This window comes from Streptomyces sp. NPDC086835 (assembly GCF_044745705.1).
Classification (GTDB): domain Bacteria; phylum Actinomycetota; class Actinomycetes; order Streptomycetales; family Streptomycetaceae; genus Streptomyces.
On record NZ_JBIVAU010000020.1, the window covers coordinates 26,131 to 49,480 of the forward strand.

General features: G+C 72.5%; 16 protein-coding genes. 8 read left to right on the plus strand and 8 right to left on the minus strand.

Features of this window, described 5'->3' with window-relative positions; all coding sequences use genetic code 11:
* Window positions 1-4 precede the first annotated feature (4 nt).
* On the plus strand, window positions 5-4,810 hold the full coding sequence (locus tag ACIPJI_RS35410; RefSeq protein WP_402251036.1) for a hypothetical protein: 4,806 nt from the start codon (window positions 5-7) through the stop codon (window positions 4,808-4,810).
* 164 nt (window positions 4,811-4,974) lie between these two features.
* On the opposite strand, the gene ACIPJI_RS35415 is transcribed toward ACIPJI_RS35410, so the two are convergent.
* Window positions 4,975-5,415, minus strand: coding sequence for a hypothetical protein (locus tag ACIPJI_RS35415; RefSeq protein WP_356625259.1), 441 nt, complete (start codon window positions 5,413-5,415; stop codon window positions 4,975-4,977).
* A gap of 487 nt (window positions 5,416-5,902) precedes the next feature.
* Between ACIPJI_RS35415 and ACIPJI_RS35420 the strand changes: the two genes are divergently transcribed.
* Genes ACIPJI_RS35420 through ACIPJI_RS35435 form a run of 4 tightly spaced genes read left to right on the plus strand, consistent with a single transcriptional unit; the run spans window position 5,903 to window position 10,184 of the window.
* Entirely contained in the window at window positions 5,903-8,728 is a 2,826-nt protein-coding gene (locus ACIPJI_RS35420; RefSeq protein ID WP_402251048.1) for a nitrate- and nitrite sensing domain-containing protein, read from the plus strand.
* Complete coding sequence (locus tag ACIPJI_RS35425) at window positions 8,725-9,180, plus strand: roadblock/LC7 domain-containing protein (protein WP_307705336.1); 456 nt, start codon at window positions 8,725-8,727, stop codon at window positions 9,178-9,180. Before ACIPJI_RS35420 ends, ACIPJI_RS35425 begins: the two co-directional genes overlap by 4 nt.
* 4 nt (window positions 9,181-9,184) lie before the next feature.
* On the plus strand, window positions 9,185-9,589 hold the full coding sequence (locus tag ACIPJI_RS35430) for a DUF742 domain-containing protein (RefSeq protein ID WP_356625258.1): 405 nt from the start codon (window positions 9,185-9,187) through the stop codon (window positions 9,587-9,589).
* The gene (locus ACIPJI_RS35435; protein WP_005320097.1) at window positions 9,570-10,184 is read left to right on the plus strand and encodes an ATP/GTP-binding protein; all 615 of its coding nucleotides are present in this window, start codon (window positions 9,570-9,572) and stop codon (window positions 10,182-10,184) included. The genes ACIPJI_RS35430 and ACIPJI_RS35435 overlap by 20 nt, the downstream gene beginning before the upstream one ends.
* 211 nt (window positions 10,185-10,395) lie before the next feature.
* Here the strand turns inward: ACIPJI_RS35435 and glpK are convergent, their stop codons facing one another.
* From glpK to ACIPJI_RS35455, 4 genes are all read right to left on the minus strand, one after another.
* Entirely contained in the window at window positions 10,396-11,910 is a 1,515-nt protein-coding gene (glpK, locus tag ACIPJI_RS35440) for a glycerol kinase GlpK (RefSeq protein WP_356625255.1), read from the minus strand.
* 78 nt (window positions 11,911-11,988) lie between these two features.
* Window positions 11,989-12,750, minus strand: a complete 762-nt coding sequence (locus tag ACIPJI_RS35445; protein ID WP_307705331.1) for an MIP/aquaporin family protein — start codon at window positions 12,748-12,750, stop codon at window positions 11,989-11,991.
* Between the two features lie 465 nt (window positions 12,751-13,215).
* Window positions 13,216-13,566 (minus strand): Mpo1-like protein, encoded by a 351-nt coding sequence (locus tag ACIPJI_RS35450; protein WP_402251039.1) that lies wholly within the window; start codon window positions 13,564-13,566, stop codon window positions 13,216-13,218.
* A 31-nt stretch (window positions 13,567-13,597) separates the two neighbouring features.
* On the minus strand, window positions 13,598-14,413 hold the full coding sequence (locus tag ACIPJI_RS35455; protein ID WP_402251041.1) for a M15 family metallopeptidase: 816 nt from the start codon (window positions 14,411-14,413) through the stop codon (window positions 13,598-13,600).
* Window positions 14,414-14,472: 59 nt separating this feature from the next.
* On the opposite strand from ACIPJI_RS35455, the gene ACIPJI_RS35460 reads away from it, so the two are divergent.
* Complete coding sequence (locus ACIPJI_RS35460; RefSeq protein ID WP_356625253.1) at window positions 14,473-14,982, plus strand: NUDIX domain-containing protein; 510 nt, start codon at window positions 14,473-14,475, stop codon at window positions 14,980-14,982.
* Between the two features lie 13 nt (window positions 14,983-14,995).
* Here the strand turns inward: ACIPJI_RS35460 and ACIPJI_RS35465 are convergent, their stop codons facing one another.
* On the minus strand, window positions 14,996-17,371 hold the full coding sequence (locus ACIPJI_RS35465; RefSeq protein WP_402251043.1) for a glycoside hydrolase family 31 protein: 2,376 nt from the start codon (window positions 17,369-17,371) through the stop codon (window positions 14,996-14,998).
* A 214-nt stretch (window positions 17,372-17,585) separates the two neighbouring features.
* On the opposite strand from ACIPJI_RS35465, the gene ACIPJI_RS35470 reads away from it, so the two are divergent.
* Both ACIPJI_RS35470 and ACIPJI_RS35475 read left to right on the plus strand, forming a co-directional pair.
* A complete protein-coding gene (locus ACIPJI_RS35470; protein WP_402251045.1) occupies window positions 17,586-19,562 on the plus strand; it encodes an acetoacetate--CoA ligase in 1,977 nt (658 codons plus the stop codon).
* A gap of 135 nt (window positions 19,563-19,697) precedes the next feature.
* Window positions 19,698-20,606 (plus strand): hypothetical protein, encoded by a 909-nt coding sequence (locus ACIPJI_RS35475; RefSeq protein ID WP_402251047.1) that lies wholly within the window; start codon window positions 19,698-19,700, stop codon window positions 20,604-20,606.
* Between the two features lie 88 nt (window positions 20,607-20,694).
* Here ACIPJI_RS35475 and ptsP read toward each other — a convergent pair whose 3' ends face one another.
* Together ptsP and ACIPJI_RS35485 are read right to left on the minus strand one after the other, a co-directional pair.
* Window positions 20,695-22,365: a phosphoenolpyruvate--protein phosphotransferase gene (gene ptsP, locus ACIPJI_RS35480; protein WP_356625247.1), complete on the minus strand. Its 1,671-nt coding sequence runs from the start codon at window positions 22,363-22,365 to the stop codon at window positions 20,695-20,697.
* 74 nt (window positions 22,366-22,439) lie between these two features.
* Entirely contained in the window at window positions 22,440-22,889 is a 450-nt protein-coding gene (locus ACIPJI_RS35485; protein ID WP_159693978.1) for a PTS glucose transporter subunit IIA, read from the minus strand.
* Window positions 22,890-23,350: the final 461 nt, after the last annotated feature.

The following is a 23,350-nucleotide window of genomic DNA, read 5'->3' on the forward strand; positions in this document are numbered from 1 at the left end:
CGCCATGTACGAGTTGTCCCGGGTCCGCCTCTACTCCATCGGTCCCGCCGGTGCGCGCTACGCCGACACCGTGCTCGACCTGCGCGGAGTCGGCGAGCCCGTGCCCGATCCCGCCCCCACGCAGGCGGAGTTCTTCGAGGAGGAGCCGGTCGGCCCGCCGCGCCGGCCCGCGCCCGCGGGTGTGCTCTTCCTCGAGAACGGCGGGGGCAAGTCCGTCCTGCTGAAGCTGATCTTCTCCGTGATGCTGCCGGGCCACCGCAACACCCTGGGCGGCGCCAGCTCGGGCGTGCTGCGCAAGTTCCTGCTCGCGGACGACTGCGGACACGTCGCGCTCGAATGGCAGCACACGCTCACCGGTGAACTGGTCGTCGTCGGGAAGGTCAGCGAATGGCGCGGCCGCCAGGTGTCCAACGACCCCCGCAAGTTCGCCGAAGCCTGGTACTCCTTCCGGCCGGGCCCCGGCCTCGGCCTCGACTCCCTCCCGGTGGCCGAGTCCACCGCCGTCCGCCCGCCCGTCGAGGGAGTCTCCGGCGCCCAGGGCCGCCGCCGCACCATGAAGGGCTTCCGGGACGCGATCACCGAGGCGGGCAAGGCGTATCCGCATCTCGACGTGTGCTGGGAAGAGATCCACGACCGCTGGAACGAGCACCTGGGCGACCTCGGCCTCGACCCCGAACTGTTCCGCTACCAGCGGGAGATGAACGCCGACGAGGGCGAGGCGGCCGGCCTGTTCGCGGTGAAGAAGGACTCCGACTTCACCGACCTGCTGCTGCGCGCCGTCACCGACACCCGTGACACGGACGGCCTCGCCGACCTCGTCAGCTCGTTCGGCAACAAGCTGGGCCGCCGGGCGGAGCTCACCGCGGAACGGGACTTCACCGCGGGCTCCGTCGACCTCCTCGGCCGGATCGTCGACGCGGCGGAGGCCAGGACCAGGGCCCGGGACGTCCACACCGGCGCGGAGCGCCGCACCCGCACCCTGGCACGCCGCCTCTCCGCCCGCGCCGCGGACGAGCGCTCCCGCGCCGCGGACCTCGCCCAGCAGGTCACCGCCGCCGCGCACACGGTCACCGGCGCCGAGCAGGAACGCGACCGCAGCTCCCTCGTCGCCGCCGAACTGGCCTACCGGCACGCCTCACTGGCACTCGCCGCCGCGGAGAAGGGCGCCGCGGCCCAGCGCCGTGAGCTGATCGACGCACGCACGCTGCACTCCGCATGGCTCGCCGCGGAGGCGGTGCTGCGCCACCGGGCCGCCGCCGACCGGTCCGCCCGTGTCGCCGTCGCGATCCGCGAGGCCGAACGCGACGCCGCCCCCGCGCTCGCCGCCCGGGCCAAGGCAGCCGGCGACCTGGTGCGCGCCCTGCACACCGCCGCGGAGGACGGCGAACGCGTCGCCAACGAGGAGGAGGAGCGTTCCCGCGCACTCCAGGAGACGGGCGAGGCCGCCCACCGCGACGCCACCGTCGCCGCGACCGAGGCGCAGCGCGCCCGCAGCGAGATCGGCCACCTGCGCCAGCGGCTGAGCGAGGTCGAGCAGGAGACCGCCGAGGCGGTTCGGGCCGGATGGCTCGACGACACCGCTCCCGACGCCGATCCGGCTCGTGCCGCCCTGGCGGCGAGCGACGCGGAGAAGACCGCCGTCGCCGCATGGGACGAGGCCCGTGAGGCGGCCCGCTCGACGGCGGACCGGGCGAAGGAGGCAGCCGCCGCGGAGTCCCGCGCGGAACTGGCCGCGGCCCGCGCCGCGGACGCCGAACGCGGCGCCGAGCACGCCTACGAAGCGGAGCGCCGCTCCGCGGAATCCATCGCGGCGGACGAACGCCTCGCGGACCTGCTGAGCCTCGCCCCCGCGCTTCCCGTTCCGGTCCCCTCCCCGCGCACCGCGGCGGCCGACGGGCAGAGCCCCGCGACGGACGCACCGGACACCGGTCACGCCCCCCGCTCGGCCGACGGGGCCGCCGACGCCCCTGCGGGCAGCCGCTCCGGCCAGGCCTCCGGCGGCCGCCGCGGCCCCCGCCGCACCGGCGAAGGGCCCCTCACCGTCGAGGAGTTCGACGGATTCGCCGACGAGCTGCGCGAACTGCTCGAGCAGTCCGTCTCCTCCGCGGAACGGCAGCTGTTCGACCTGCGTACCGCCGCAGCCGACGACGCCCGCATCCTCGGCGCCCTCGGCGACGGCGGCCTGCTGCCGCCCGGCCCCGACGTCCTCGCCACCGTCGAATACCTGGGCGAGCACGGCATCCCCGCCCTGCCCGGCTGGCGCTACCTCGCCCAGTCCGTCGACCCCGCCGACCACGCCGCCGTGCTGGCGGCGCGACCGGAACTGGTCGACGGTGTCGTGATCACGGACCCGGCCTCCCACACCCGCGCACGCGAAGTCCTCGCCGGGGCGGCCCTGTTGCCGCGGTCCGCCGTGGCTGTCGGGACCGCCGCAGCACTGCTCGCCCCCGTGCCGCAGGGGGACACCGGCGGGGACGAGGGCGTCTTCCTCGTGCCGCCGAACCCGGCGATGCACGACGAGCACGCCGCCGACGAGGAGCGTCACGCGCTGCGCGCCAGGGCGGCCGCGCGGGACGAGGAGATCCGCGTCCTCGCCGCACGCCTCGCCGCCGACCGGTCGCTCGCGGCCCGGATCGGCGCATGGCGGGCGGACTGCCCGCCCGGAATGCTCGCAGAGCTCGCCGAAGGCGCCCGTACGGCCCGCGAGACCGCACGCGAAGCGCAAAAGACACTGGAAGAGGCCCGCACCGCCCGTGCCGAGGCGGACGAGGTGGCGGCCGACGCCGCCCGCGTACGCGACGAGCGGCAGGAAGCGGCCCAGCGTGCCCGCCGGGTCGCGGACGCCCTCGCCGGCCTCGCCTTCCGGCTCCGCGAACGGGCCGGCTGGCAGGTGAGGCTCCGCGAACTGGCCGACGAGGCCGCCGAGTCGGAGGCCCGCGCCGCGACCTGCCTGGAGCGGGCGAAGGCCGCCGACGAGGACCGCAGGGCCGCCCAGCGCGCGGCGGACGACGCACGGCGCACCGCCCGCGCGCTGCGGGCAGAGCGTGCCGAGATCGCCGGAGCGCCCGAAAGCCTGCCGGAGCAGGACGACCGGACCCCGCGCCCCTCGCTGCCCGCGCTGCGCGAGGCGTACCGCGCGGCCTCCCAGCTCTACGAGAAGGTCGGCGTCGGCGCGGACCTGCGCGCCGAACAGGCCCGCGCCGAGAGCGACGAGAGCGCCGCCCTCGCCGAACTCGACCGGCTCACCAACAAGGTCCGCACCCGCGCGGCCCAGCTTCTCGAGGGCACGGACGGCGCCGACGGGCCCTCCCGCCAGGCGGCAGTCGTCCGCGCGGAGTCCCTGGTGCAGATGTTGGAGACCCGTGCCTCCGAGGCCAGCGAGAAGCTGGGCCGGCTGCGCGGCGAGGCGGAGCGGCTCGCCCCGGTCGACGGCGAGTCGCACACCGAGCTGCCCGACGACCTCGTCCCCGCCGACGCCGAACACGCCCAGACCCTCCTGCGCACAGCCACCGCGGGGCTGGCCGCCTGCAACGACACGCTGGAGACGGCCCGCACCGCCCACGCCGGACTTCTCCACGCCCACCGGGCCGCGGAAGACGCGGCGGGCGGCTTCGACGAGACGGCCGCGCTGCTCCGGGACCTGCTGCGCGACCACCACCAGGACGACGAGCCGGGGCAGAGCCCGGAGCCGTACCCCGGCACCCTGGAAGAGGCCCGCCACTTTGCCGCCGAGGCACGCCGCTCGCTGCGCGGATGCGCCACCGACCTGTCCACCGCGGAGGCTGCGGTACGGGAGGCGAGCGACGTACTCGTACGGCACGCCAACTCCACCCGCTACGAGCAGGTGCGCACCCCGGCCCGGCAGCAGATCCGCGAACTGCCCGCCGCCGCGCTGCCCGAGCACGCGGCCAAGTGGGCCGAGGCCTTCGCCCCCAGGCTGCGCGTGCTCACCGACGAGCTGGAGCAGCTCGAACGCAACCGCGACACCATCGTCGACCGGCTGCGCGGCCTCGTGGAGTCCGCGCTCGCGACGCTCCGCTCGGCCCAGCGGCTCTCCCGCCTGCCGGAAGGGCTCGGCGAGTGGTCGGGACAGGAGTTCCTGCGGATCCGCTTCGAGGAGCCGGACCAGGCGACGTTGGCCGAGCGGCTCGGCGAGGTCATCGACGAGGCGACCCGCGCGGCGGTCAAGAAGAACTCCGACCTGCGCAGGGACGGGATGTCGCTGCTGCTGCGCGGAGTGCAGGCCGCCCTCGAACCGCGGGGCGTGGCCGTGGAGATCCTCAAGCCGGACGCGGTGCTGCGCGCCGAGCGGGTGCCGGTCGGGCAGATGGGCGACGTCTTCTCCGGCGGCCAGCTGCTGACCGCGGCCATCGCCCTGTACTGCACGATGGCCGCGCTGCGCAGCAACGACCGGGGCAGGGACAAGCACCGGCACGCCGGGACGCTCTTCCTCGACAATCCCATCGGCCGGGCGAACGCGACCTATCTGCTGGAGCTCCAGCGCGCGGTCTCCGATGCGCTGGGTGTGCAACTCCTCTACACCACCGGGCTGTTCGACACGACGGCGCTGGCGGAGTTCCCGCTGGTGATCCGGCTGCGCAACGACGCGGACCTGAGGGCGGGTCTGAAGTACATCAGCGTCGAGGAGCATCTGCGCCCCGGTCTGCCGCAGGTGGACCCGGCCGGCGCGACGGTACACGGGGAGATCACCGCGACCCGTATGTTCAAGCGCGCGCCGCTGCCCGAGCAGGCGACGGGGGAGCAGTCGGCGACCCGCTCCCCGGACGCGGCCGCGCAGGGCCGGCCGTAGCGGGCCCGCCACGCCGGCACGGCCCTCGGCCCGCCTGACGTCGGGCGACCGCCCCCGCGCCGTGCGGCGGTACAGGCGCTACGCCTGGTGCCGCACGGCGTACCGAGGACGCCTTGTGCCCCACGGCGTACCGAGGCCGTCCGGTGCCGCAGGGCGTGCCGGCGCTACGCCTGGGAGAGCCTTCCGCCGGCCCGTTGCCGTATGCGGGACGCCCCCCGCGCGGCGGCGCGCGCGGCCCGGCGGGCCCGGCGGCGGTCGCGACGCAACTGGCGCGCGGTGCTGCTGGGGACCGACACCACGCCGTTGCGCTGGTTCCACACCTGGCGGGTCACCCACACGTCGAGCACCGCCCATGTGGCGACCACCGTGCCGGCCACGGTGCTCAGCACCAACGGGAAGGCCAGCCACGCCCCGGAGAGTGTGAAGAGCAAGGCCGTCACCGCCTGAATCATCGTCAGCGACACGATGATCACCGCGCGGACCGCGGCTCTGCGGACAGGCTCGGCCATACGCCTTCTGGTCGCCGGCTCTTCCACCCAGAGCTGCCGCGGCACATACAGGTCGTCCGCCGTCGGCGTCGCCTCACGACGCTCGTCCGTGTCCATGGATCGTGTCACTCCCCACCTCTGTCCGACTTAACGGTGGCTGCCCGGATTCTGCCGTCCTACTCCGGTTGCCCGCACAACCGCGGCGCAACCGCGGCGCACCGCAGTGCGCTTCAAGAGCCCCGAAGCGCGCTTCAAGCGCTCCGGAACCGGATTCCGCCGCCGACAAAGGCCGGATCCGTGTGCGTGGCGAGTGCGAACCCCCGGTGCCCCCGCAGGGAATGACGTACGACCAGCCGCGATGATTCCCGCAGAGCGAAGAGATCCAGCCATCTGCCCGGCTCCCGAAAACGACGTGCCGACGCCGTCGTCCGGTACTCGCGGTAATGCCATCTCCACGAATACCAGGACATCCCATGATCAGACGGAGTGACGAAGGCCGAAAACCGTCCGGACATGTCTTCGAGATGCCTGTGCGGCAGTAGTAGGCTCACGCCGTTTGCTGACGGAACACCACCCGCATGTGCGGGTCGAGCAGGGGGAGGCCATGCGCTTTCGCGGGAAGTCCATCCGCCGGAAGATCGTGGCGCTGCTGCTCGTCCCGCTGCTGTCGCTGACGGCCCTGTGGAGCTTCGCCACCGTCCTGACCGGTCGGGAGGCGAGCCAGTTGCTGGCGGCGAGTTCCGTCGCGGAGCAGGTCGGCAAGCCCGTCGAGGACACCATCGACGTCATCCAGAAGGAACGCCGGCAGACGCTCGTCTACCTCGCGGACCGGCGTGCCTCCGGCGCGCAACAGACCATGAACTCCCGCCGGTCGGCCACCGACAGCGCCGTCGCCGCCGTGCGCCGCAACGCGCAGTCGTCCTCGGTCCGCGACGACCTGACCTCCGACGCGTCGCGCCGGCTGACCTCTCTGATCGACGCGTTCGACGGGCTCGACGCCCTGCGCCGGTCCGTCGACACGAACACCGTGACCCGCGCACAGGCGCTGGAGTTCTACAACGGCCTTATCGATCCCTCGCACGGGTTCCTGCTGACGCTGCACGCCCTCGACGACGTCGAACTCGAACGTCAGGGCCGCGCGCTGGTCGGCCTCTCACGGGCCCGCGAGATGCTCTCCCGCGAGGACGCCCTGATCGCCTCCGCGCTGACGACCCGGAAGACGACCGCCCGCGAGATCCGCGAACTCACCGACCACGCCGCGCACCGGCAGGTCTACTACGAGACCAACCTCGAGATGCTGCCCGCCCGTGACCGGGGCACGTTCCAGCAGTACTGGCGCAGCCCCGAGACGGCGCCCCTGCGCGGCGCGGAGGAACGCATCATCGCCGCCGGGCCCGCCGACGGGCTCCCGCCGTCGGAGGCCGAGCGCTGGCAGCAGGCCGCCACCCCGGTCCTCGACAACCTTGACCGCGAGGCCGCCGACGCCCGCGCCCGCTACCAGGACCGGGTCGAACCCGCCGCGTACGGCGTCCTCGTCAAGGCGGGCGTGGCGGGCGTGCTCGGCTTCCTCGCCCTGCTCGTCTCCGTCATCGTGTCCGTCCGCATCGGCCGCGACCTGGTCCGCGACCTGTCCCGGCTGCGCAAGGAGGCCCACGAGGTGTCCGGTGTGCGGCTGCCGAGCGTCATGCGCCGCCTCGCTGCCGGAGAGCACGTCGACGTCGAGACGGAGGCACCGCGGCTCGAGTACGAGAAGGACGAGATCGGCCAGGCCGGGCAGGCCCTCAACACCCTCCAGCGGGCAGCCGTCGAGGCAGCGGTGCGCCAGGCGGACATGCGGCGCGGTGTCTCCGAGGTGTTCGTCAACCTCGCCCGCCGCAACCAGGTCCTGCTCCACCGTCAGCTGTCGCTCCTCGACACCATGGAGCGACGCACGGAGGACACCGAGGAACTGGCCGACCTCTTCCGGCTCGACCACCTCACCACCCGTATGCGGCGCCACGCGGAGGGTCTGGTGATCCTCTCGGGTGCGGCGCCCTCACGGCAGTGGCGCAAGCCCATCCAGCTGATGGACGTCGTGCGTGCCGCGGTCGCGGAGGTCGAGGACTACGAGCGCATCGAGGTGCGCAGGCTGCCGCGGATCGGCGTCGGCGGTCCCGCCGTCGCCGACCTCACCCACCTCATAGCCGAACTCCTCGAGAACGCCACGGTGTTCTCGCCGCCGCACACCGGCGTCCAGGTCCTCGGCGAGCGGGTCGCCAACGGCTTCACCCTCGAGATCCACGACCGCGGTCTCGGCATGGCGGCCGACGCCCTCCTCGAGGCCAACCTGCGGCTCGCGGAGACACCCGAGTTCGAGCTCTCCGACACCGACCGGCTCGGCCTGTTCGTCGTCAGCCGCCTCGCCCAGCGCCAGAACGTGCGGGTGTCGCTCCAGCAGTCCCCGTACGGCGGCACGACCGCCGTGGTCTTCATACCGGCGGCCCTGCTGACAGAGGCGCCGGAGACCCAGGGCACCGGGTTCCGGCTCGACCGCAAGAGCGAGAGCGCCGCAGGCAGGCGCGGCGACGGCAGGCAGCCGGCGCTGTCGAAGCGGCCCAGCGGCATCGGGGCTGCCGCCGTCCTGGACGGCCCCGTCGAGCTGGAGGCCCCGATCGGCGCGCTGGGCCTCGACGAGCGCGACCGCTCGCTCCTCGGCGACGACCGGTCCATGCCGGCGGACCCCGGCCGCCTCGCCGACATCGAGGACAGCGAGAGCGAGCGGGGTGGCATCTTCCGCCCGCGCCGCCGCGGCGAGGTGACGGGCGAGCAGCACCAGCAGGCTCCCGAGCAGTCACAGGAGCACCGTGCCGGCCCGGTGCCCCTCCCGAGGCGCAGGCCCCCGACGCTCGTCGCCGACCACGGCCGCAGGGTCGACGAGCGAGGCGCGGACGGTCGCGGCCATCCGGCCCCGGAGTCCGGGCGGGCCGTGGAGCCGACCCCGTTCGCGAGGCCGCCGCTCTCGGCAGCCCCCACACCGCGCATGTCCGACCGCCGCGACCGGGGCAGGTCCGGGCCCACCTCCGGTCCCACCCCCGTGCCGCCGTCCGGTGACGGGGCACGACCGTGGCCTGTGCGGCAGCCCGAGGAAGGCCCCGCGCCCGCCGCTCCACTGCTGGACGGCCTGCCCCGCCGCGTACGGCAGGCCAGCCTCGCACCCCAGCTCCGTGCCTCGGCAGCCGCTGCCGCAGAGCAGGGCGCCGCCTCCCCGGCGGCGGGCGAACCGGAGCGTGACGCGGACGAGGTCCGTAACCGCATGGCCTCCATGCAGCGCGGCTGGCAGCGCGGCCGCCGCCGCAACGCCGAGGAAGCCGCGGCAGAACAAGGCACCGACCCGGCCGTCGGCGACGGCCGGACCGCACCAGGATCGACATCGGAGGGGGACGGTCGATGACCGCACCGCACGCCGCAGCAACCGACGCCACAGGGGACCGGTTCGGGTCCCAGCGCCCGGGTGGCCTCAACTGGCTCCTCGACGAGCTGGTGGACCGCGTCGCCAGTATCCGCAAGGCCCTGGTGCTCTCCAGCGACGGCCTTGCCACCGGTACCTCCCGGGAACTCACCCGTGAGGACAGCGAGCATCTCGCCGCCGTCGCGTCCGGCTTCCACAGCCTGGCCAAGGGAGTCGGCCGCCACTTCGACGCGGGTCAGGTCCGCCAGACCGTCGTCGAGCTCGACGAGGCGTTCCTCTTCGTCACCGCCGCGGGCGACGGCAGTTGCCTGGCCGTCCTCGCGGACGCCGACTCCGACGTGGGGCAGGTGGCGTACGAGATGACGCTGATGGTCAAGCGCGTCGGAGCGCACCTCGTCACCGCGCCACGGACCGGTCAGGCCGCCGGAGGGTGAGGCCATGAGTGAATCGCTGCGGCACGGCCGCAGGTCGCACCACTGGATCGACGCCGACGCCGGCCCGGTGGTGCGTCCGTACGCGATGACCCGCGGCCGCACCAGCCATGCCGGCCGCCACCGGCTCGACCTGATCGCCCTGGTCGTGCCGGAGGCCGCGGCCGACGATCCGGGCCGTGACCAGACCCTCTCGCCGGAACACGTCGAGATCGTCGAACGCTGTGGCAGTACCCCCCAGTCCATCGCCGAACTGGCCGCCGGTCTCGACCTGCCCGTCGGCGTGGTCCGTGTTCTCGTCGGCGACCTCGTCGACGACGCGCTCGTACACGTAACCCGTCCCGTTCCGCCGGCCGAACTGCCGGACGTGAACATTCTCCGCGAGGTGATCAATGGTCTTCGGGCGCTCTAGCCGCCGCAAGGCGCCGATCGAGCCGGTGACGCTGAAGATCCTGGTGGCAGGCGGCTTCGGCGTCGGCAAGACCACCCTGGTGGGCGCGGTCAGCGAGATCAAACCGCTGCGCACCGAGGAGACGCTCACCGAGGCCGGGCGGCCGGTGGACGACATCGCCGGCGTCGAGGGCAAGACGACCACCACGGTCGCCATGGACTTCGGGCGGATCACGCTCCGCGAGGACCTGGTCCTCTATCTGTTCGGCACCCCCGGGCAGGACCGGTTCTGGTTCCTGTGGGACGAGTTGGCGCAGGGCGCGCTCGGAGCGGTCGTCCTCGCGGACACCCGCCGCCTGGAGGACTGCTTCGCGGGCGTCGACTACTTCGAACGCAGGGGCATCCCGTTCGCGGTCGCCGTCAACTGCTTCGAGGGGGCGAACCGCTTCCCGGAGGAGTCCGTCCGGGCGGCCCTCGACCTCGACCCCGAGGTGCCGCTGCTGATGGGCGACGCGCGCTCCCGGGAATCGGTCAAGGACATCCTCGTCGCCGTCGTCGAGCACGCACTGACCCGTGCCGACCAGGTCCGCGAACACGCCGCGACCGCCGGGACCTGAGGCCGGTCCCGTACCTCGCAGGCACCTGGTACGGACACGGCCCCTGCCTTCGCAGCCGCTTGGGGCCGGGCCCCTGCTCTCGCAGGCACCCGAGGCGAACACGGCCCGTACCCCCACCGACCGGGGTACGGGCCGTGAGCTCTTCGCCGCCCAGGTCCTGAGGGCCACCAGGTCGTCGGGACCTGGGCGATCGGACCCACCGGGCAAACCCCTAGCTGCCGCCGGCGTCCTCCTCCCAGCCGAAGCTCCTCTCCACCGCCTTGCGCCAGTTGTGGTACTCGCGCTCGCGGACCTCGGCCTCCATCCGCGGTGACCACTCGACATCGCGCTGCCAGTGGGTCTTGAGCTCGTCCAGGTCCGCCCAGACACCGGTCGCGAGCCCGGCCGCGTAGGCCGCGCCCAGGCAGGTCGTCTCCGACACCTTCGGCCGGATCACCGGCACGCCCAGCACGTCCGCCTGATGCTGCATCAGCAGGTTGTTGGCGGTCATGCCCCCGTCGACCTTGAGCGTGGTGATCTGCACGCCGGAGTCCTGGTACATCGCGTCGACCACCTCCCGCGTCTGCCAGCTGGTCGCCTCCAGTACCGCCCGGGCCAAGTGGGCCTTCGTCACATACCTGGTCAGGCCGGTGACGACGCCGCGCGCGTCGGCACGCCAGTAGGGCGCGTAGAGGCCGGAGAAGGCCGGCACGATGTACGCGCCGCCGTTGTCCTCCACGCTCGCGGCGAGGGTCTCGATCTCGCCCGCCGAGCGGATGATGCCGAGCTGGTCGCGGAACCATTGCACGAGGGCGCCGGTGATGGCGATGGAGCCCTCCAGGCAGTAGACGGGTGACTCGTCGCCGATCTTGTAGCCGAGCGTGGTGATCAGCCCGCTCTTCGACGGGACGGGCCGGTTGCCGGTGTTGAGGAGCAGGAAACTGCCGGTGCCGTAGGTGTTCTTGGCCGTTCCGGTGTCGTAGCAGGCCTGGCCGAAGATCGCGGCCTGCTGGTCGCCGAGCGCGGAGGCCACCGGGACGCCCGCGAGCTGTCCGACGGCCGTCCCGTACACCTCGGAGGAGGACCGGATCTCGGGCAGCACCGCCCTGGGTACGTTCATCGCGGCGAGGATCTCCTCGTCCCACTGGAGGGTCCGCAGGTCCATCAGCATCGTCCGGGACGCGTTGGTGACGTCGGTGACGTGCACACCGCCGTCCGTGCCGCCGGTGAGGTTCCAGATCAGCCAGGAGTCGATGGTGCCGAAGGCGATCTCGCCCCGCTCGGCCCGTGCGCGCAGCCCTGGCACGTTGTCCAGCAGCCAGGCGGCCTTGGGGCCGGAGAAGTAGCTGGCGAGCGGCAGGCCGGTGGTGTCGCGGAAGCGGTCCTGCCCGTCGGCGCCGCCCAGTTCGTGACAGAGCGCGGCGGTGCGGGTGTCCTGCCAGACGATGGCGTTGTGCACGGGCTTTCCGGTGGCCCGCTCCCACATGAGGGTCGTCTCGCGCTGGTTGGTGATGCCGAGGGCGCTGAGCTGGTCGGCCCGCAGGCCGGCCTTGGCGACCGCCCCGGCGACGACGGCCTGCACCTTCGACCAGATCTCGGTGGCGTCGTGCTCCACCCAGCCCGGCTTGGGGAAGATCTGGCGGTGTTCGCGCTGGTCGACGGCGACGATGGCGCCGTCCTGGTTGAAGATGATGCAGCGGCTGGACGTGGTGCCCTGATCGATGGCGGCGACGAACCTGTCCGTCATGGCGTCCCCTTGTCGGATCGGCTTCGGATCGGCCCCGGGCCGGCCGGCGGGAATGCCGGAGGCGCAGGGCCCAATGGCCTAGAAGGCTGCGTTGAAGATGACTCCGGCCAGTAGCCCGCCGATGATCGGTCCGGCCACCGGCACCCAGGCGTAACCCCAGTCGGAGGTCCCCTTGTTGGGGATCGGCAGCACGGCGTGCACGATGCGCGGGCCCAGGTCGCGGGCCGGGTTGATGGCGTAGCCGGTCGGGCCGCCGAGCGAGAGGCCGATGCCGACGACCAGCAGCGACACCAGCAGGATGGAGATGCCCGAGCCGTAGATCCCGGCGTCCTCCCCGGGGATCTGCCCGATGCCGATGCCGTCGTTCCGCCCGAACGCGAGGAGCGGGAGCACGAGTCCGATCGTGGCGATGACCTCGGTGAGGACGTTCGCCCACGGCTTGCGGATCTCCGGACCGGTCGCGAAGATCCCCAGCGTCGGCTGGGCGTCGGCGATGTTCGCGTTGGCCTGGAACTGTGCGAAGTAGACCAGGTAGGCGAGTACGGCGCCGAGGACAGCCCCCACCATCTGCGCCAGGATGTAGAGCGGTACCTTGCCCCATTCCCCGGTGTCGACGGCGAGTCCCACGGTCACGGCCGGGTTGAGGTGGCCGCCCGACAGCGGTGCGGCGGTGTACGCGCCGGCCAGCACGCCGAAGCCCCAGCCGAAGGCGATGACGACCCAGCCGGCCGCCCTGGCCTTCGAGTGGTGCAGTGTGACGGCGGCGCAGACGCCCGCGCCGAAGAGGATGAGTATCGCGGTTCCGATGACCTCACCGAGAAATATGTCCGAGTTGCTCATGGCGGCTCCTTGGCCCTCACCCGGGACACCGGCCCCGGCCCTTGGTGCAGGGTTCGCGCTCCATGTGCGTTCCCATGGATTCCATGGCTGCGGAGCCGAGGGCAGGGCGGGTCCCTGCCACGCCCGGCGTCCGTGACGAGCGTGGTGAGCGTGTGCGGCGGCCTTCGGGGGCTGCCGACGAACAGGCAGTTTTCACCTGCCGTGATGGGCCGTCAAGGTCGCGGACAGCATGCGCAGTTCACGGCCGGTGCTGGACACAGCCGCCAGGAACGTCAAGGTTCTCCGGACCGCTCGGGGGACGCCCACGACCGCGGAACCATGACAGAAGAGCCCCTGGTTCGCGGTGATCCCGGCACGCGCGCGGGACCCGCCGGCCCCCGGTCGTGCCGCGCACCTGCCGGGTCGGTTCACGGTGCGGGCGTCCCGTCCCGTCCCGTCAGTGGTGTGCCGCGGCGGACCGGGCCGTCAGCGGTTCTCCGCCAGCCACTTGGCCGCGATCTCGGCCAGTTCCCCGTCCCTGCCCGACAGCATCATCCGGATCATCTGCACGTCGCCGCGGAGCGACCACGCGGGATGCCCGAACGTCGCCGGGTTGTTCTTCTCGATGAGGAAGTGGGCCGGCCATGCCGTCCCGTACCCGATGAGCGGCAGGGCGGCCAGATACCGCTTCCGACCCCGCGCAAGGCCGTACACACTGACCGCGAGCCCGGTCAGTGTGCCCGTCAGATGCACCCAGCGGGTCACCGCCCGTGAGTGCATCGCGACGTAGTAGGGCCAGAACTCCTCGTACGACTCGAACGTCTGCTGCTGCGCCATTCCCGCACCGTAGCCGCCACGGCGCTCCGCGTCAGCCCACCCGGCGACCCGCCACCGAACGCACGGCGACGGGGAAGTCGAAGTACGTGCCGGGGAACGGCTCCGGCTTGTACGTGAAGTGCCACCACTCCTCGGGCAGGTTGACGAACCCGACGGCCGCCAGCGTGCCCCGCAGCAGGTCGCGGTTGGCGCGCTGTTCGCCGGTGACCCGCGGGTCGTCGGTGTGCGACAGCGTGTCGAAGCAGTCGTAGCCGGTCCCCATGTCGACGGAGTTGTCCGGGAAACGGTCGCCCTTCGGGGCGTAGCACGGCACGAGCGCCTCACCGGGGACGTACGGACGGGTGGGCGCCGCCGGCAGCTTCACGATCGTCAGGTCCACCGTGCTGCCCCGGCTGTGGCCGGACTTCTCCGCGATGTAACCGTCCGCGAACAGTCGCGACTTGTCGACCTGCGGATAGAACTCCTCCTTCATCGCCTCGTCCTCGAGGTCCTTGGCCCACCGCACGAAGTGGTCGACGGCGCGTTGCGGGCGGTAGCAGTCGTACACCTTCAGCGAGTACCCCTGACGCAGCAGCTGGGACTGCGCCCTGCGCAGGGCCTCGGCCGCCGGGCGCGTGAGGATGCACACCGGCTGCCGGTAACCGTCCACCGGCTCGCCCACGAAGTTGTGCTCCGTCGTGTAGCGCATCTCCTGGATGATGGTCGGCGCCACGGTGCGCAGCGCCACGAACTCCCGTGGTGCCTTCGGCTCCGGAGCGGCCTGCGCGGCGGGCGCCACCGAGGAGACGCAGAGCAGAGCCGCGGCCGCGGCGATCAGAACACGGACAGCTGAACCAAGTCGAGTCATGGCCCACCGTTTACCAGTAACCGCTCTTCGCGGAAAGGGTGATCGGATACAGTCCGCGCGTGTCCAAGGACTCCCACTGCGGCCATTGCGGAGCGCCCTACGGCGCGGACGCCGGCTGGCCGCGCACCTGCCCGGCCTGCGGCACGACCTCCTACCGCAATCCGCTGCCCGTCGCCGTCGCCCTTCAGCCCGTGCACGACCCCGCCCACGGCACCGGCCTCGTCGTCATCACGCGCACCATCGAGCCCGCCCGTGGCGGCACCGCCCTGCCCGGCGGTTTCATCGATCACGGCGAGGACTGGCGACATGCCGTGGTCCGCGAACTGTGGGAGGAGACCGGTATCAAGGCCCCGGAGCACGAGGTGCGGCTCGCCGACGTCCTCAGCTCCCCGGCCGGCCACCTGCTCGTGTTCGGGCTGCTGCCGGAACGCCCGGCGGCCGCTCTGCCGCCGTTCGTCCCCAGCGACGAGACCGGCGAGCGGCGGCTCCTGCACGCCCCGGAGCCCTTGGCCTTCCCGCTGCACACCGTCGCGGCACGCAACTGGTTCGCCGGCGCCTACGACCACTGAGGCCGCGCACGTCTCACTCGAGCCCCCGTACCCGCACCGGCCCCTCCACAGCGGACTGCCCCTCGTCCGTGGCCCGTTCCACCACTACACGCCCGTCCGCCAGCCGGGACGTGTACCGCTCGATCTCCGGCTCCGCCCACCCGTCGCCGGCGTCCCGTACCACCAGCCCGCCGCCCCTGCGGCCCGCGGCCGGCGCCCACACCTCCAGCCCGACCCGGCCCGCCCGCGTACCGCCGTCCTCCGTGCCACCGTCCCGGGCGCCGCCGTCGTCGTCGAGCACCGGAAGCACCGCCCCCGCCCGCGCGAGCACCGGGATGCGCGACAGCGGCGCGTCCACCAGCACCTGCCCGGGACCCTCGTACGGCCGGCCCGAGTCCGTGTCGTACCACCGTCCGCGCGGGAGCCGCACGGCCCGCCGGTCCGCCCCGGGCTCCAGGACCGGCGCCACCAGCAGCGAATCGCCCAGCAGGAACGCGTCCTCGCAGTCCCGCAGCGCCCGGTCCCCGGCAGAACGCCACCACAGGGGACGCACGAACGGCGCCCCCGTCAGCCGCGCCAGGTGCGCCAGTGTCATGAAGTACGGCGCGAGCCGCTCCCGCTCCACCAGTACGGCCCTCGCCTGCGCCGTCACCTCCGGCCCGTACACCCAGGGCGCCGCGGAGTCCCGGACCCGCAACAACGGCAGATACGCCGACAGTTGGAGCCGGCGCAGGTACAGCTCGGCGGACAGCCCCTCGCCGTCCTCCACGTCCGGGCCCGCGTACGGGACGCCACAGAGCCCGAGGCCCATCACCAGCGACAGCGCGGCACGCAGCCCCGGCCAGCCCGTCGTCACATCCCCCGCCCAGGCACCCCCGTACCTCTGCATGCCCACCCAGCCGGACCGGGAGACAAGAAACGGCCGCTCGTCGGGAAGCGCCCCGCGCATCCCCTCGTACGCGGCCCGCGCCATGGCCAGCCCGTAGACGTTGTGGGCCTCCCGGTGGTCGCCGCCGCGGCCCTCCAGCACGTGTCGTGACGAACGGGGGAGCGTCGCACCGGCGAACGCCGTACAGGACACCGGCTCGTTCCCGTCCAGCCACACACCGGCGAAGCCCTCCGCGGACACCCGCCCGGACAGCTCTCCCCACCACTCACGCACCCGCGGATCCGTGAAATCCGGGAACACGCAGTCGCCCCGGCCGGCCGTTCCCCGCACCTCCGCGCCGCCCGCCTCCCGGACGAACAGCCCCGCGGCCGAGCCCTGCCCGTACAGCACGTCCTCGGGCCCGGCGCTCACCGCCGGACCCATCGCACGCACCAACCGCACCCCGTCCTCACGGAGATCCTTCGCCAGGACGGACAGCCGGGGAAAACCCTCGAGGTCCGCCGCCGGCCCGGACTGCGCACCATGGACGCCGCCGCCGACATGGACGGCGGACAGCGGCAGCCCGCGCTCCCGATGGGCGTCGACCGTGCGGCGCACGTCCTCCTCGCCCACGGCCGGACGGACATGCTGCGGGCCCAGCGCCCACGACGGGGGCAGCGCCGGCGCGCCGGTCAGCTGCGCCCAGCCGCCGAGGACGCGCGCCGGTGTGCCTACCAGCACCCAGCTGCGCAGCGGCCCACCTTCCATCCGGACCTCGACCGTGCCGGGCCTGTCGTGCCCGGAACCGGCGCCCTCCTGGCCCTCGCGCACGATGACGCGGCCGTCCCACGTGTTGTCGTGGAAGGCCAGATGGCAGCCGGCGTCGGCCACCACGGTCTGCACCGGCATCGTGATGTGCAGCGGATCGTCGCCAGGGCCGGATCCGGCCCGCGGCGCCGTGTTCCACAGCCGGTACGACCCGTCACGCAGCCGGGGCCCCGACGCCCGGCCGCCGAGGCCGAACAGCCGGGCGTCCGCCGCGATCTCACTGCGCTGCACCCAGCGTGCCGGGCCCCCTTCCACCGGCTCCCACCAGCGCGGCGGCAGGTCCCGGCGCAGCACCACACCGCCGGGTGTACGGATCTCCACCGCGCCGTGCCGTGAGACGGCGACCGTCAGACGCTCGGACACCACCTGCCAGCCGCCGTCCTTGTCCGGCTCCAGCCCGGCCCGCGGATCCGGCTCCGGGGGAGCACCGGCCAGCGCGTACGACGGCTCCGGCCGCGCACCGTCCCAGCCACGGAACACCGCCCCGCCCACCGTCACCATGATGTGCAGCTCGGAACGGGCGAACCGGACCGTCCCGCCGCCCGGCAGCGGCTCCGCCCCCTCCGCCGGCCCCGGCACTCTGGCCCGCTCGGCACCCCGGGCCGGCAGCCCCACTGCATCGGCCCTGTGCCGGCGCCACGCCGAGCGCATCGCCCGCAGCCCCTGTGTCGTACCGAGAGTTGTCACCGCGCGCACCAGATCCCGACCGTCCATGCCGTTCACCCTGCCATCGGCCAGGGAGCTCCGACGCGCTGTTCAACTGCCGTTCACCCATGGTGGGAGCACATATTCGCCACGCCGACCATGGGGGATCCGCCCTGGTGCGAATGACGATCACATGGCATCGTCCTGTCAGCCGCGTCCGCGCACACCCCGCCCGTGCGCGGCGCACGCATACACCGCGTAGAGCCAGCCCGGGAGCCGCCCCATGACCTCAGCAGCGAACCATGCCCCTCTCTGGCAGCCCGATCCCGACCGCATCGCCGCCGCCCGGATCACCCGCTTCCAGGCCTGGGCGGCCGAGCGCCACGGGGCTCCGGCCGAGGGGGGATACCAGGCGCTGCACCGCTGGTCCGTCGACGAGCTGGAGACTTTCTGGCAGGCGGTCGCCGAGTGGTTCGAGATCCGCTTCTCCACCCCCTACGGCCGCGTGCTCGCCGACCGCTCGATGCCCGGCGCCCAGTGGTTCCCCGGCGCCACCCTCAATTACGCGGAGCACGCCCTGCGCACCGCCGAGGACCCGGCTCGCGCACATGACCCCGCCCTGCTCCATGTGGACGAGACACATGAGCCGACGCCCATCAGCTGGTCCGAGCTCCGCCGCCAGGTCGGAGCGCTCGCCGCGGAGCTTCGCGCCCTCGGCGTACGCCCCGGCGACCGCGTCAGCGGCTACCTCCCCAACATCCCGCAGGCGGTCACCGCCTTCCTCGCCACCGCCGCCGTCGGTGCCGTGTGGACCTCCTGCGCCCCCGACTTCGGGGCCCGCAGCGTCCTCGACCGCTTCCAGCAGGTCGAACCCGTCGTCCTGTTCACCGTCGACGGCTACCGCTACGGCGGCAAGGAGCACGACCGCACGCAGACGGTCGCCGAACTCCGCCGTGAACTGCCCACGCTGCGCGCGGTCGTCCACATCCCGCTGCTCGGCACCGACGCCCCTGAAGGCGCCCTCGACTGGTCCGCGGTGACCTCGCAGGACGTCGAGCCGGTCTTCGAACCGGTTCCCTTCGACCACCCTCTGTGGGTGCTCTACTCCTCCGGCACCACCGGCCTCCCCAAGGCCATCGTCCAGTCGCAGGGCGGGATCCTGCTGGAGCACTTCAAGCAGATCGGCCTGCACTGCGACCTCGGCCCTGACGACCGCTTCTTCTGGTACACCTCCACCGGCTGGATGATGTGGAACTTCCTCGTCTCCGGCCTGCTCACCGGCACCACCGTGGTCCTGTACGACGGCAGCCCCGGCTACCCCGACACCGGCGCCCAGTGGCGCGTCGCCGAACGCACCGGCGCCACCCTGTTCGGCACCTCCGCCGCGTACGTCATGGCCTGCGCCAAGGCCGAGGTCCACCCTGGACGGGACTTCGACCTCTCCCGCGTCAAGTGCGTCGCCACCACCGGCTCCCCACTGCCGCCCGACGGCTTCCGCTGGCTCCACGACGAGGTGGCGGACGACCTGTGGATCGCCTCCGTCAGTGGCGGAACGGACGTGTGCAGCTGCTTCGCCGGCGCCGTCCCCACCCTCCCGGTCGAGATCGGCGAACTCCAGGCCGCCTGCCTCGGCACCGATCTCCAGTCCTGGGACCCGCAGGGCAAGCCGGTCATCGACGAGGTCGGCGAACTGGTGGTCACCAACCCGATGCCGTCGATGCCCATCCGCTTCTGGAACGACCCCGACGGCAGCCGCTACCGCGACAGCTACTTCGAGATGTACCCGGGCGTATGGCGGCACGGAGACTGGATCACCATCACCGACCGCGGCTCCGTGATCATCCACGGCCGCTCCGACTCCACACTCAACCGCCAAGGCGTCCGCATGGGCTCCGCCGACATCTACGAGGTCGTCGAACGCCTCCCGGAGATCCGCGAGTCCCTCGTCATCGGCCTCGAGGAACCGGACGGCGGCTACTGGATGCCGCTCTTCGTCCACCTCACGGAAGGCGCCGCACTCGACGACGCCCTCCGCGCCCGGATCAAGCAGTCCATTCGCGAGAACCTCTCCCCCCGCCATGTACCGGACGACATCATCGAGGTCCCCGGCGTCCCCCACACCCTCACCGGCAAGCGCATCGAGGTCCCGGTCAAGCGTCTCCTCCAGGGCACCCCGCTCGCCAAGGCGGTCAACCCGGGCTCCGTCGACGACCTCGGACTCCTCGGCTTCTACGAGGACATCGCCCGCAACCGCAACTAACCCCTGACCGCACCCCGGACCCGGACCCGCCGCACGACGGGTCCGGGCCGGGCCCGCACAGCTGCCGGAGCCGATTGTCAGTGATTCCCACTACCGTGAGTCACGAATGATCGACAGCGCACTGGGGGAATCGGCATGGCGCACACCAAGCAGTCCAAGCGGACCGGCACCAACGCATCGCTGCGGCGCGCACTGCGCCGGGAAGTCCCGAGCACGGTCGGCATCCTCGCCGACGAACAGGACTTCACACGGATGCGCCGCTACCGCACCTTCGCCTTCGACGACTACACGGCCTACCTCAGGCAGGCCGAGCAACTGCTGAAAACTCTGTCCGCCCAGCAACTGCACACGTCCGTCGCCCTCTTCGACCCCGAAGAGTTCGCCGAGTACTGCGCGGAGGCCGGGATCGACGCCGACGCCCCCGCCGGCCGCAGCCGATTCACCGCGGAGCTCGCGGGCCGCAGCGCGAACGTCCCCTACACCGGCCAGCCGCTGGGAAACCTGCTGCCCCAGCTGATCAACAAGACCGTCCGCCAGGCCACCTGGGAGTACGCCACCCTGCTCCTCGCCGACCTCGGCATGTGCGCCGACTGCGGCCAGGACATCGGCAGGTCCGCCTTCGACCGGGCGTCGAGCATCCTGATGCGCCTCCTCGAAGTGGCCGGGCCGGGGGAGCACCACCTCGTCTGCAGCGTCCCTGGCCCCGACGAGCAGCTCCTCGCCGTGCTCCACGCCCAGGGCGGCACAGCGTCCTCCGCCCGGATCGACGCGGAGGAGGGAGCCGAGTTCGTCACCGTCCTCGCAGCCGGCATCGCGCTCGAGAGCACCGGCGGACTGGTCCTGCGCACCAGCGCACCGGACACCGCCGACCGTGTCCACGGCTGGCGCCTCCACCAAGGGCGCCTGGAGCCGCTCACCGCCGGAGAGGTGTTCAGCGCCTACTGCACCGACGCGGCCACCGGCGACCCGCTGTCCCCGGAACCGGGCGTCGAATACTGCGCGGGCTTCCCCGTCACCACGGACGACCCGGGCAACCACCACTGACACACGAGCCGAACAACCCACCACTGACGGAGAAAGGGGCTTCCCGCCGTCGGCGGGAAGCCCCTTCTGCACCGTCGTCCGGGAGTGCCTACTCCCCGGAAAGAACCGCCTGCGCGGCCGTCCGGGCCTCCTCGGCGGTGTCCGACGCACGCGCCGCGGCGGCCGCGCGCTCGCACTGCGCCAGCGTGTACTTCGCCAACGTCGCCCGCACATACGGGATCGACGCGGCGCCCATCGACAGCGACGTCACGCCGAGACCGGTGAGCACACAGGCCAGCAGCGGATCGGAGGCGGCCTCACCGCACACACCACAGCTCTTGCCCTCGGCCTTGGCGGCCTCCGCGGACAGCGCCACCAGGTCGAGCAGCGCCGGCTGCCACGGATCCTGCAGCCGGGACACCGCACCCACCTGCCGGTCGGCGGCGAAGGTGTACTGCGCGAGGTCGTTCGTGCCGAGGGAGAGGAACTCGACCTCCTGGAGGATCGACCGCGCGCGCAAGGCGGCGGACGGGATCTCCACCATCGCCCCGAACTTCGCCTGGAGCCCCGCCTGCCGGCACGCGTCCGCGAACGCCTTGGCATCGGTACGGTCCGCCACCATCGGCGCCATGACCTCGAGGTAGACGGGCAGCCCCAGCGCCGCCTTCGACAACGCCGACAGTTGCGTCCGCAGCACCTCCGGGTGGTCCAGCAGCGAACGCAGCCCGCGCACACCCAGCGCGGGGTTGGGCTCGTCGGCCGGCGTCAGGAAGTCGAGCGGCTTGTCCGCGCCGGCGTCCAGCACCCGCACCACCACGCGGCCCTGGGGGAACGCCTCGAGCACCTTGCGGTACGCCTCGACCTGCTTCTCCTCCGACGGCGCCTGCTTGCTGTCGTCCAGGAAGAGGAACTCGGTACGGAACAGACCCACACCCTCCGCCCCGGCGTCCACGGCCGCCGGAACGTCCGCGGGTCCCCCGATATTGGCCAGCAACGGCACCTTGTGCCCGTCCGATGTCGCCCCCGGCCCGCTGGACGCGGACAACGCCGCCTTGCGCTCCGCGGCGGCACGCTCCATCTGCGCCCGCTTCTCGTCGCTCGGCTCCACGAAGATCTCGCCGGTGCTGCCGTCGACGGCGATCAGCGTGCCCTCGGCGAGCTCACCCGCCCCCGGCAGCGCGACCACGGCAGGCACCCCGAGCGCCCGCGCCAGGATGGCGCTGTGACTCGTGGGCCCGCCCTCCTCCGTGACGAACCCGAGCACCAGGGCCGGGTCCAGCAGCGCGGTGTCCGCCGGCGCCAGATCGCGCGCGATCAGTACATACGGCTCGTCGCTGTCCGGCACACCCGGCATCGGCACGCCCAGCAGCCGCGCCACGATCCGGTTCCGCACGTCGTCAAGATCCGCGACCCGGCCGGCCAGGTACTCGCCGGCACCCGCCAGCAGAGCCCGGTAGGCCGCGAACGCGTCGTACACCGCACGCTCGGCGGTGCTGCCGACGGCGATCCGGCGGTCGACGTCGGACATGAGCTCCGGGTCCTGCGCCATCATGGCCTGCGCCTCGAGCACGGCCTGCGCCTCACCACCGGCCAGGTTGCCCCGCGCGATCAGGTCGGCGGCCACCGCTTCGACGGCCTGGCGGGCGCGCCCCTGCTCGCGCTCCGCGTCCTGCGCAGGGATCTGCTTGGCCGGCGGCTCGAGAACCGCCGTGCCCATGTGCCGCACCTCGCCGATCGCCACACCGTGGCTCACGCCGACGCCTCGCAGCGTTGTCTCCATTTCACCGTCTCCGATTGGGCGGCGGTCCAGCCGCCGCGATGGATGTCCGACTCGCCGTCACCGACGTCGGCGGGTCACTGCCAGCCGAAGAGGCTTTCCCCGGCCTTCACGTCCCCGTTCTCACGGACGTCGGACAGGGAGTCGGGCGTCGCCTCGAGTGCCACGACCGGGCAGATGGCGGACTTCCCCGCGGCCTCCACGGCCGCCGGGTCCCAGCGCACCACGGACTGGCCGCGCCGCACCGTGTCGCCCTTGTTGACGAGGAGCTCGAAGCCCTCGCCGTTGAGCTGCACCGTGTCGATACCGAGGTGCGTCAGCACACCGTGCCCCTCGTCGTCGACGACGACGAAGGCGTGCGGGTGGAGGGACACGATGATGCCGTCCACCGGAGAGACCGCCTCTGACGGTTCGCGCACGGGATCGATGGCCGTCCCGGGCCCGACCATCGCACCGGAGAACACCGGATCGGGCACGGCCGCGAGACCGATGGCCCGGCCGGCAAGAGGGGACGTCACTGTGGTCATGGAGCCTCCCAGGGGCGGAGATTCGGCAGGCGTCGTCACTGCTGGTACCGGACGACGCGCTGCTCTGAAGAGTAGGTCATGAGAAGTCCTAGTTCCGCCCGTGATCTACCAGTTGACGGACCTAGGTGTGCACCGGAAACGATTTGCGTCATCTGCCGGCGGAGTTGTACTCTCGTAAGTCGGTTGGACCCCGAGGCGACGCTGTGTCGGGGGTCCCCGGCAGCGCCTGTCAGGGCGAGATCCTAACTGGTCTAAACCACTGGACGTCCTCCGGGACGACCGCAGGGTGGTGGTCAGGAGGGCCGGAAAAGCCTGGTAGTGTTGGAAACACCGAAGGGAAGCGCCCGGAGGGCCCCGAGAAGGGCCCAAAGGAAGCGTCCGTTCCTTGAGAACTCAACAGTGTGCCAAAAATCAACGCCAGATATGTTGATACCCCGTCCATCTTCGGATGGTCGAGGTTC

Coding starts and splice junctions, on each gene's coding strand:
- ACIPJI_RS35475 (WP_402251047.1), top strand. CDS start 19,698: ATGGCGCACACCAAGCAGTCCAAGCGGACCGGCACCAACGCATCGCTG.
- ACIPJI_RS35425 (WP_307705336.1), top strand. CDS start 8,725: ATGACCGCACCGCACGCCGCAGCAACCGACGCCACAGGGGACCGGTTC.
- ACIPJI_RS35465 (WP_402251043.1), bottom strand. CDS start 17,371: ATGGACGGTCGGGATCTGGTGCGCGCGGTGACAACTCTCGGTACGACA.
- ACIPJI_RS35415 (WP_356625259.1), bottom strand. CDS start 5,415: ATGGACACGGACGAGCGTCGTGAGGCGACGCCGACGGCGGACGACCTG.
- ACIPJI_RS35410 (WP_402251036.1), top strand. CDS start 5: ATGTACGAGTTGTCCCGGGTCCGCCTCTACTCCATCGGTCCCGCCGGT.
- ACIPJI_RS35485 (WP_159693978.1), bottom strand. CDS start 22,889: ATGACCACAGTGACGTCCCCTCTTGCCGGCCGGGCCATCGGTCTCGCG.
- ACIPJI_RS35445 (WP_307705331.1), bottom strand. CDS start 12,750: ATGAGCAACTCGGACATATTTCTCGGTGAGGTCATCGGAACCGCGATA.
- ACIPJI_RS35455 (WP_402251041.1), bottom strand. CDS start 14,413: ATGACTCGACTTGGTTCAGCTGTCCGTGTTCTGATCGCCGCGGCCGCG.
- ptsP (WP_356625247.1), bottom strand. CDS start 22,365: ATGGAGACAACGCTGCGAGGCGTCGGCGTGAGCCACGGTGTGGCGATC.
- glpK (WP_356625255.1), bottom strand. CDS start 11,910: ATGACGGACAGGTTCGTCGCCGCCATCGATCAGGGCACCACGTCCAGC.
- ACIPJI_RS35420 (WP_402251048.1), top strand. CDS start 5,903: ATGCGCTTTCGCGGGAAGTCCATCCGCCGGAAGATCGTGGCGCTGCTG.
- ACIPJI_RS35470 (WP_402251045.1), top strand. CDS start 17,586: ATGACCTCAGCAGCGAACCATGCCCCTCTCTGGCAGCCCGATCCCGAC.
- ACIPJI_RS35435 (WP_005320097.1), top strand. CDS start 9,570: ATGGTCTTCGGGCGCTCTAGCCGCCGCAAGGCGCCGATCGAGCCGGTG.
- ACIPJI_RS35450 (WP_402251039.1), bottom strand. CDS start 13,566: ATGGCGCAGCAGCAGACGTTCGAGTCGTACGAGGAGTTCTGGCCCTAC.
- ACIPJI_RS35430 (WP_356625258.1), top strand. CDS start 9,185: ATGAGTGAATCGCTGCGGCACGGCCGCAGGTCGCACCACTGGATCGAC.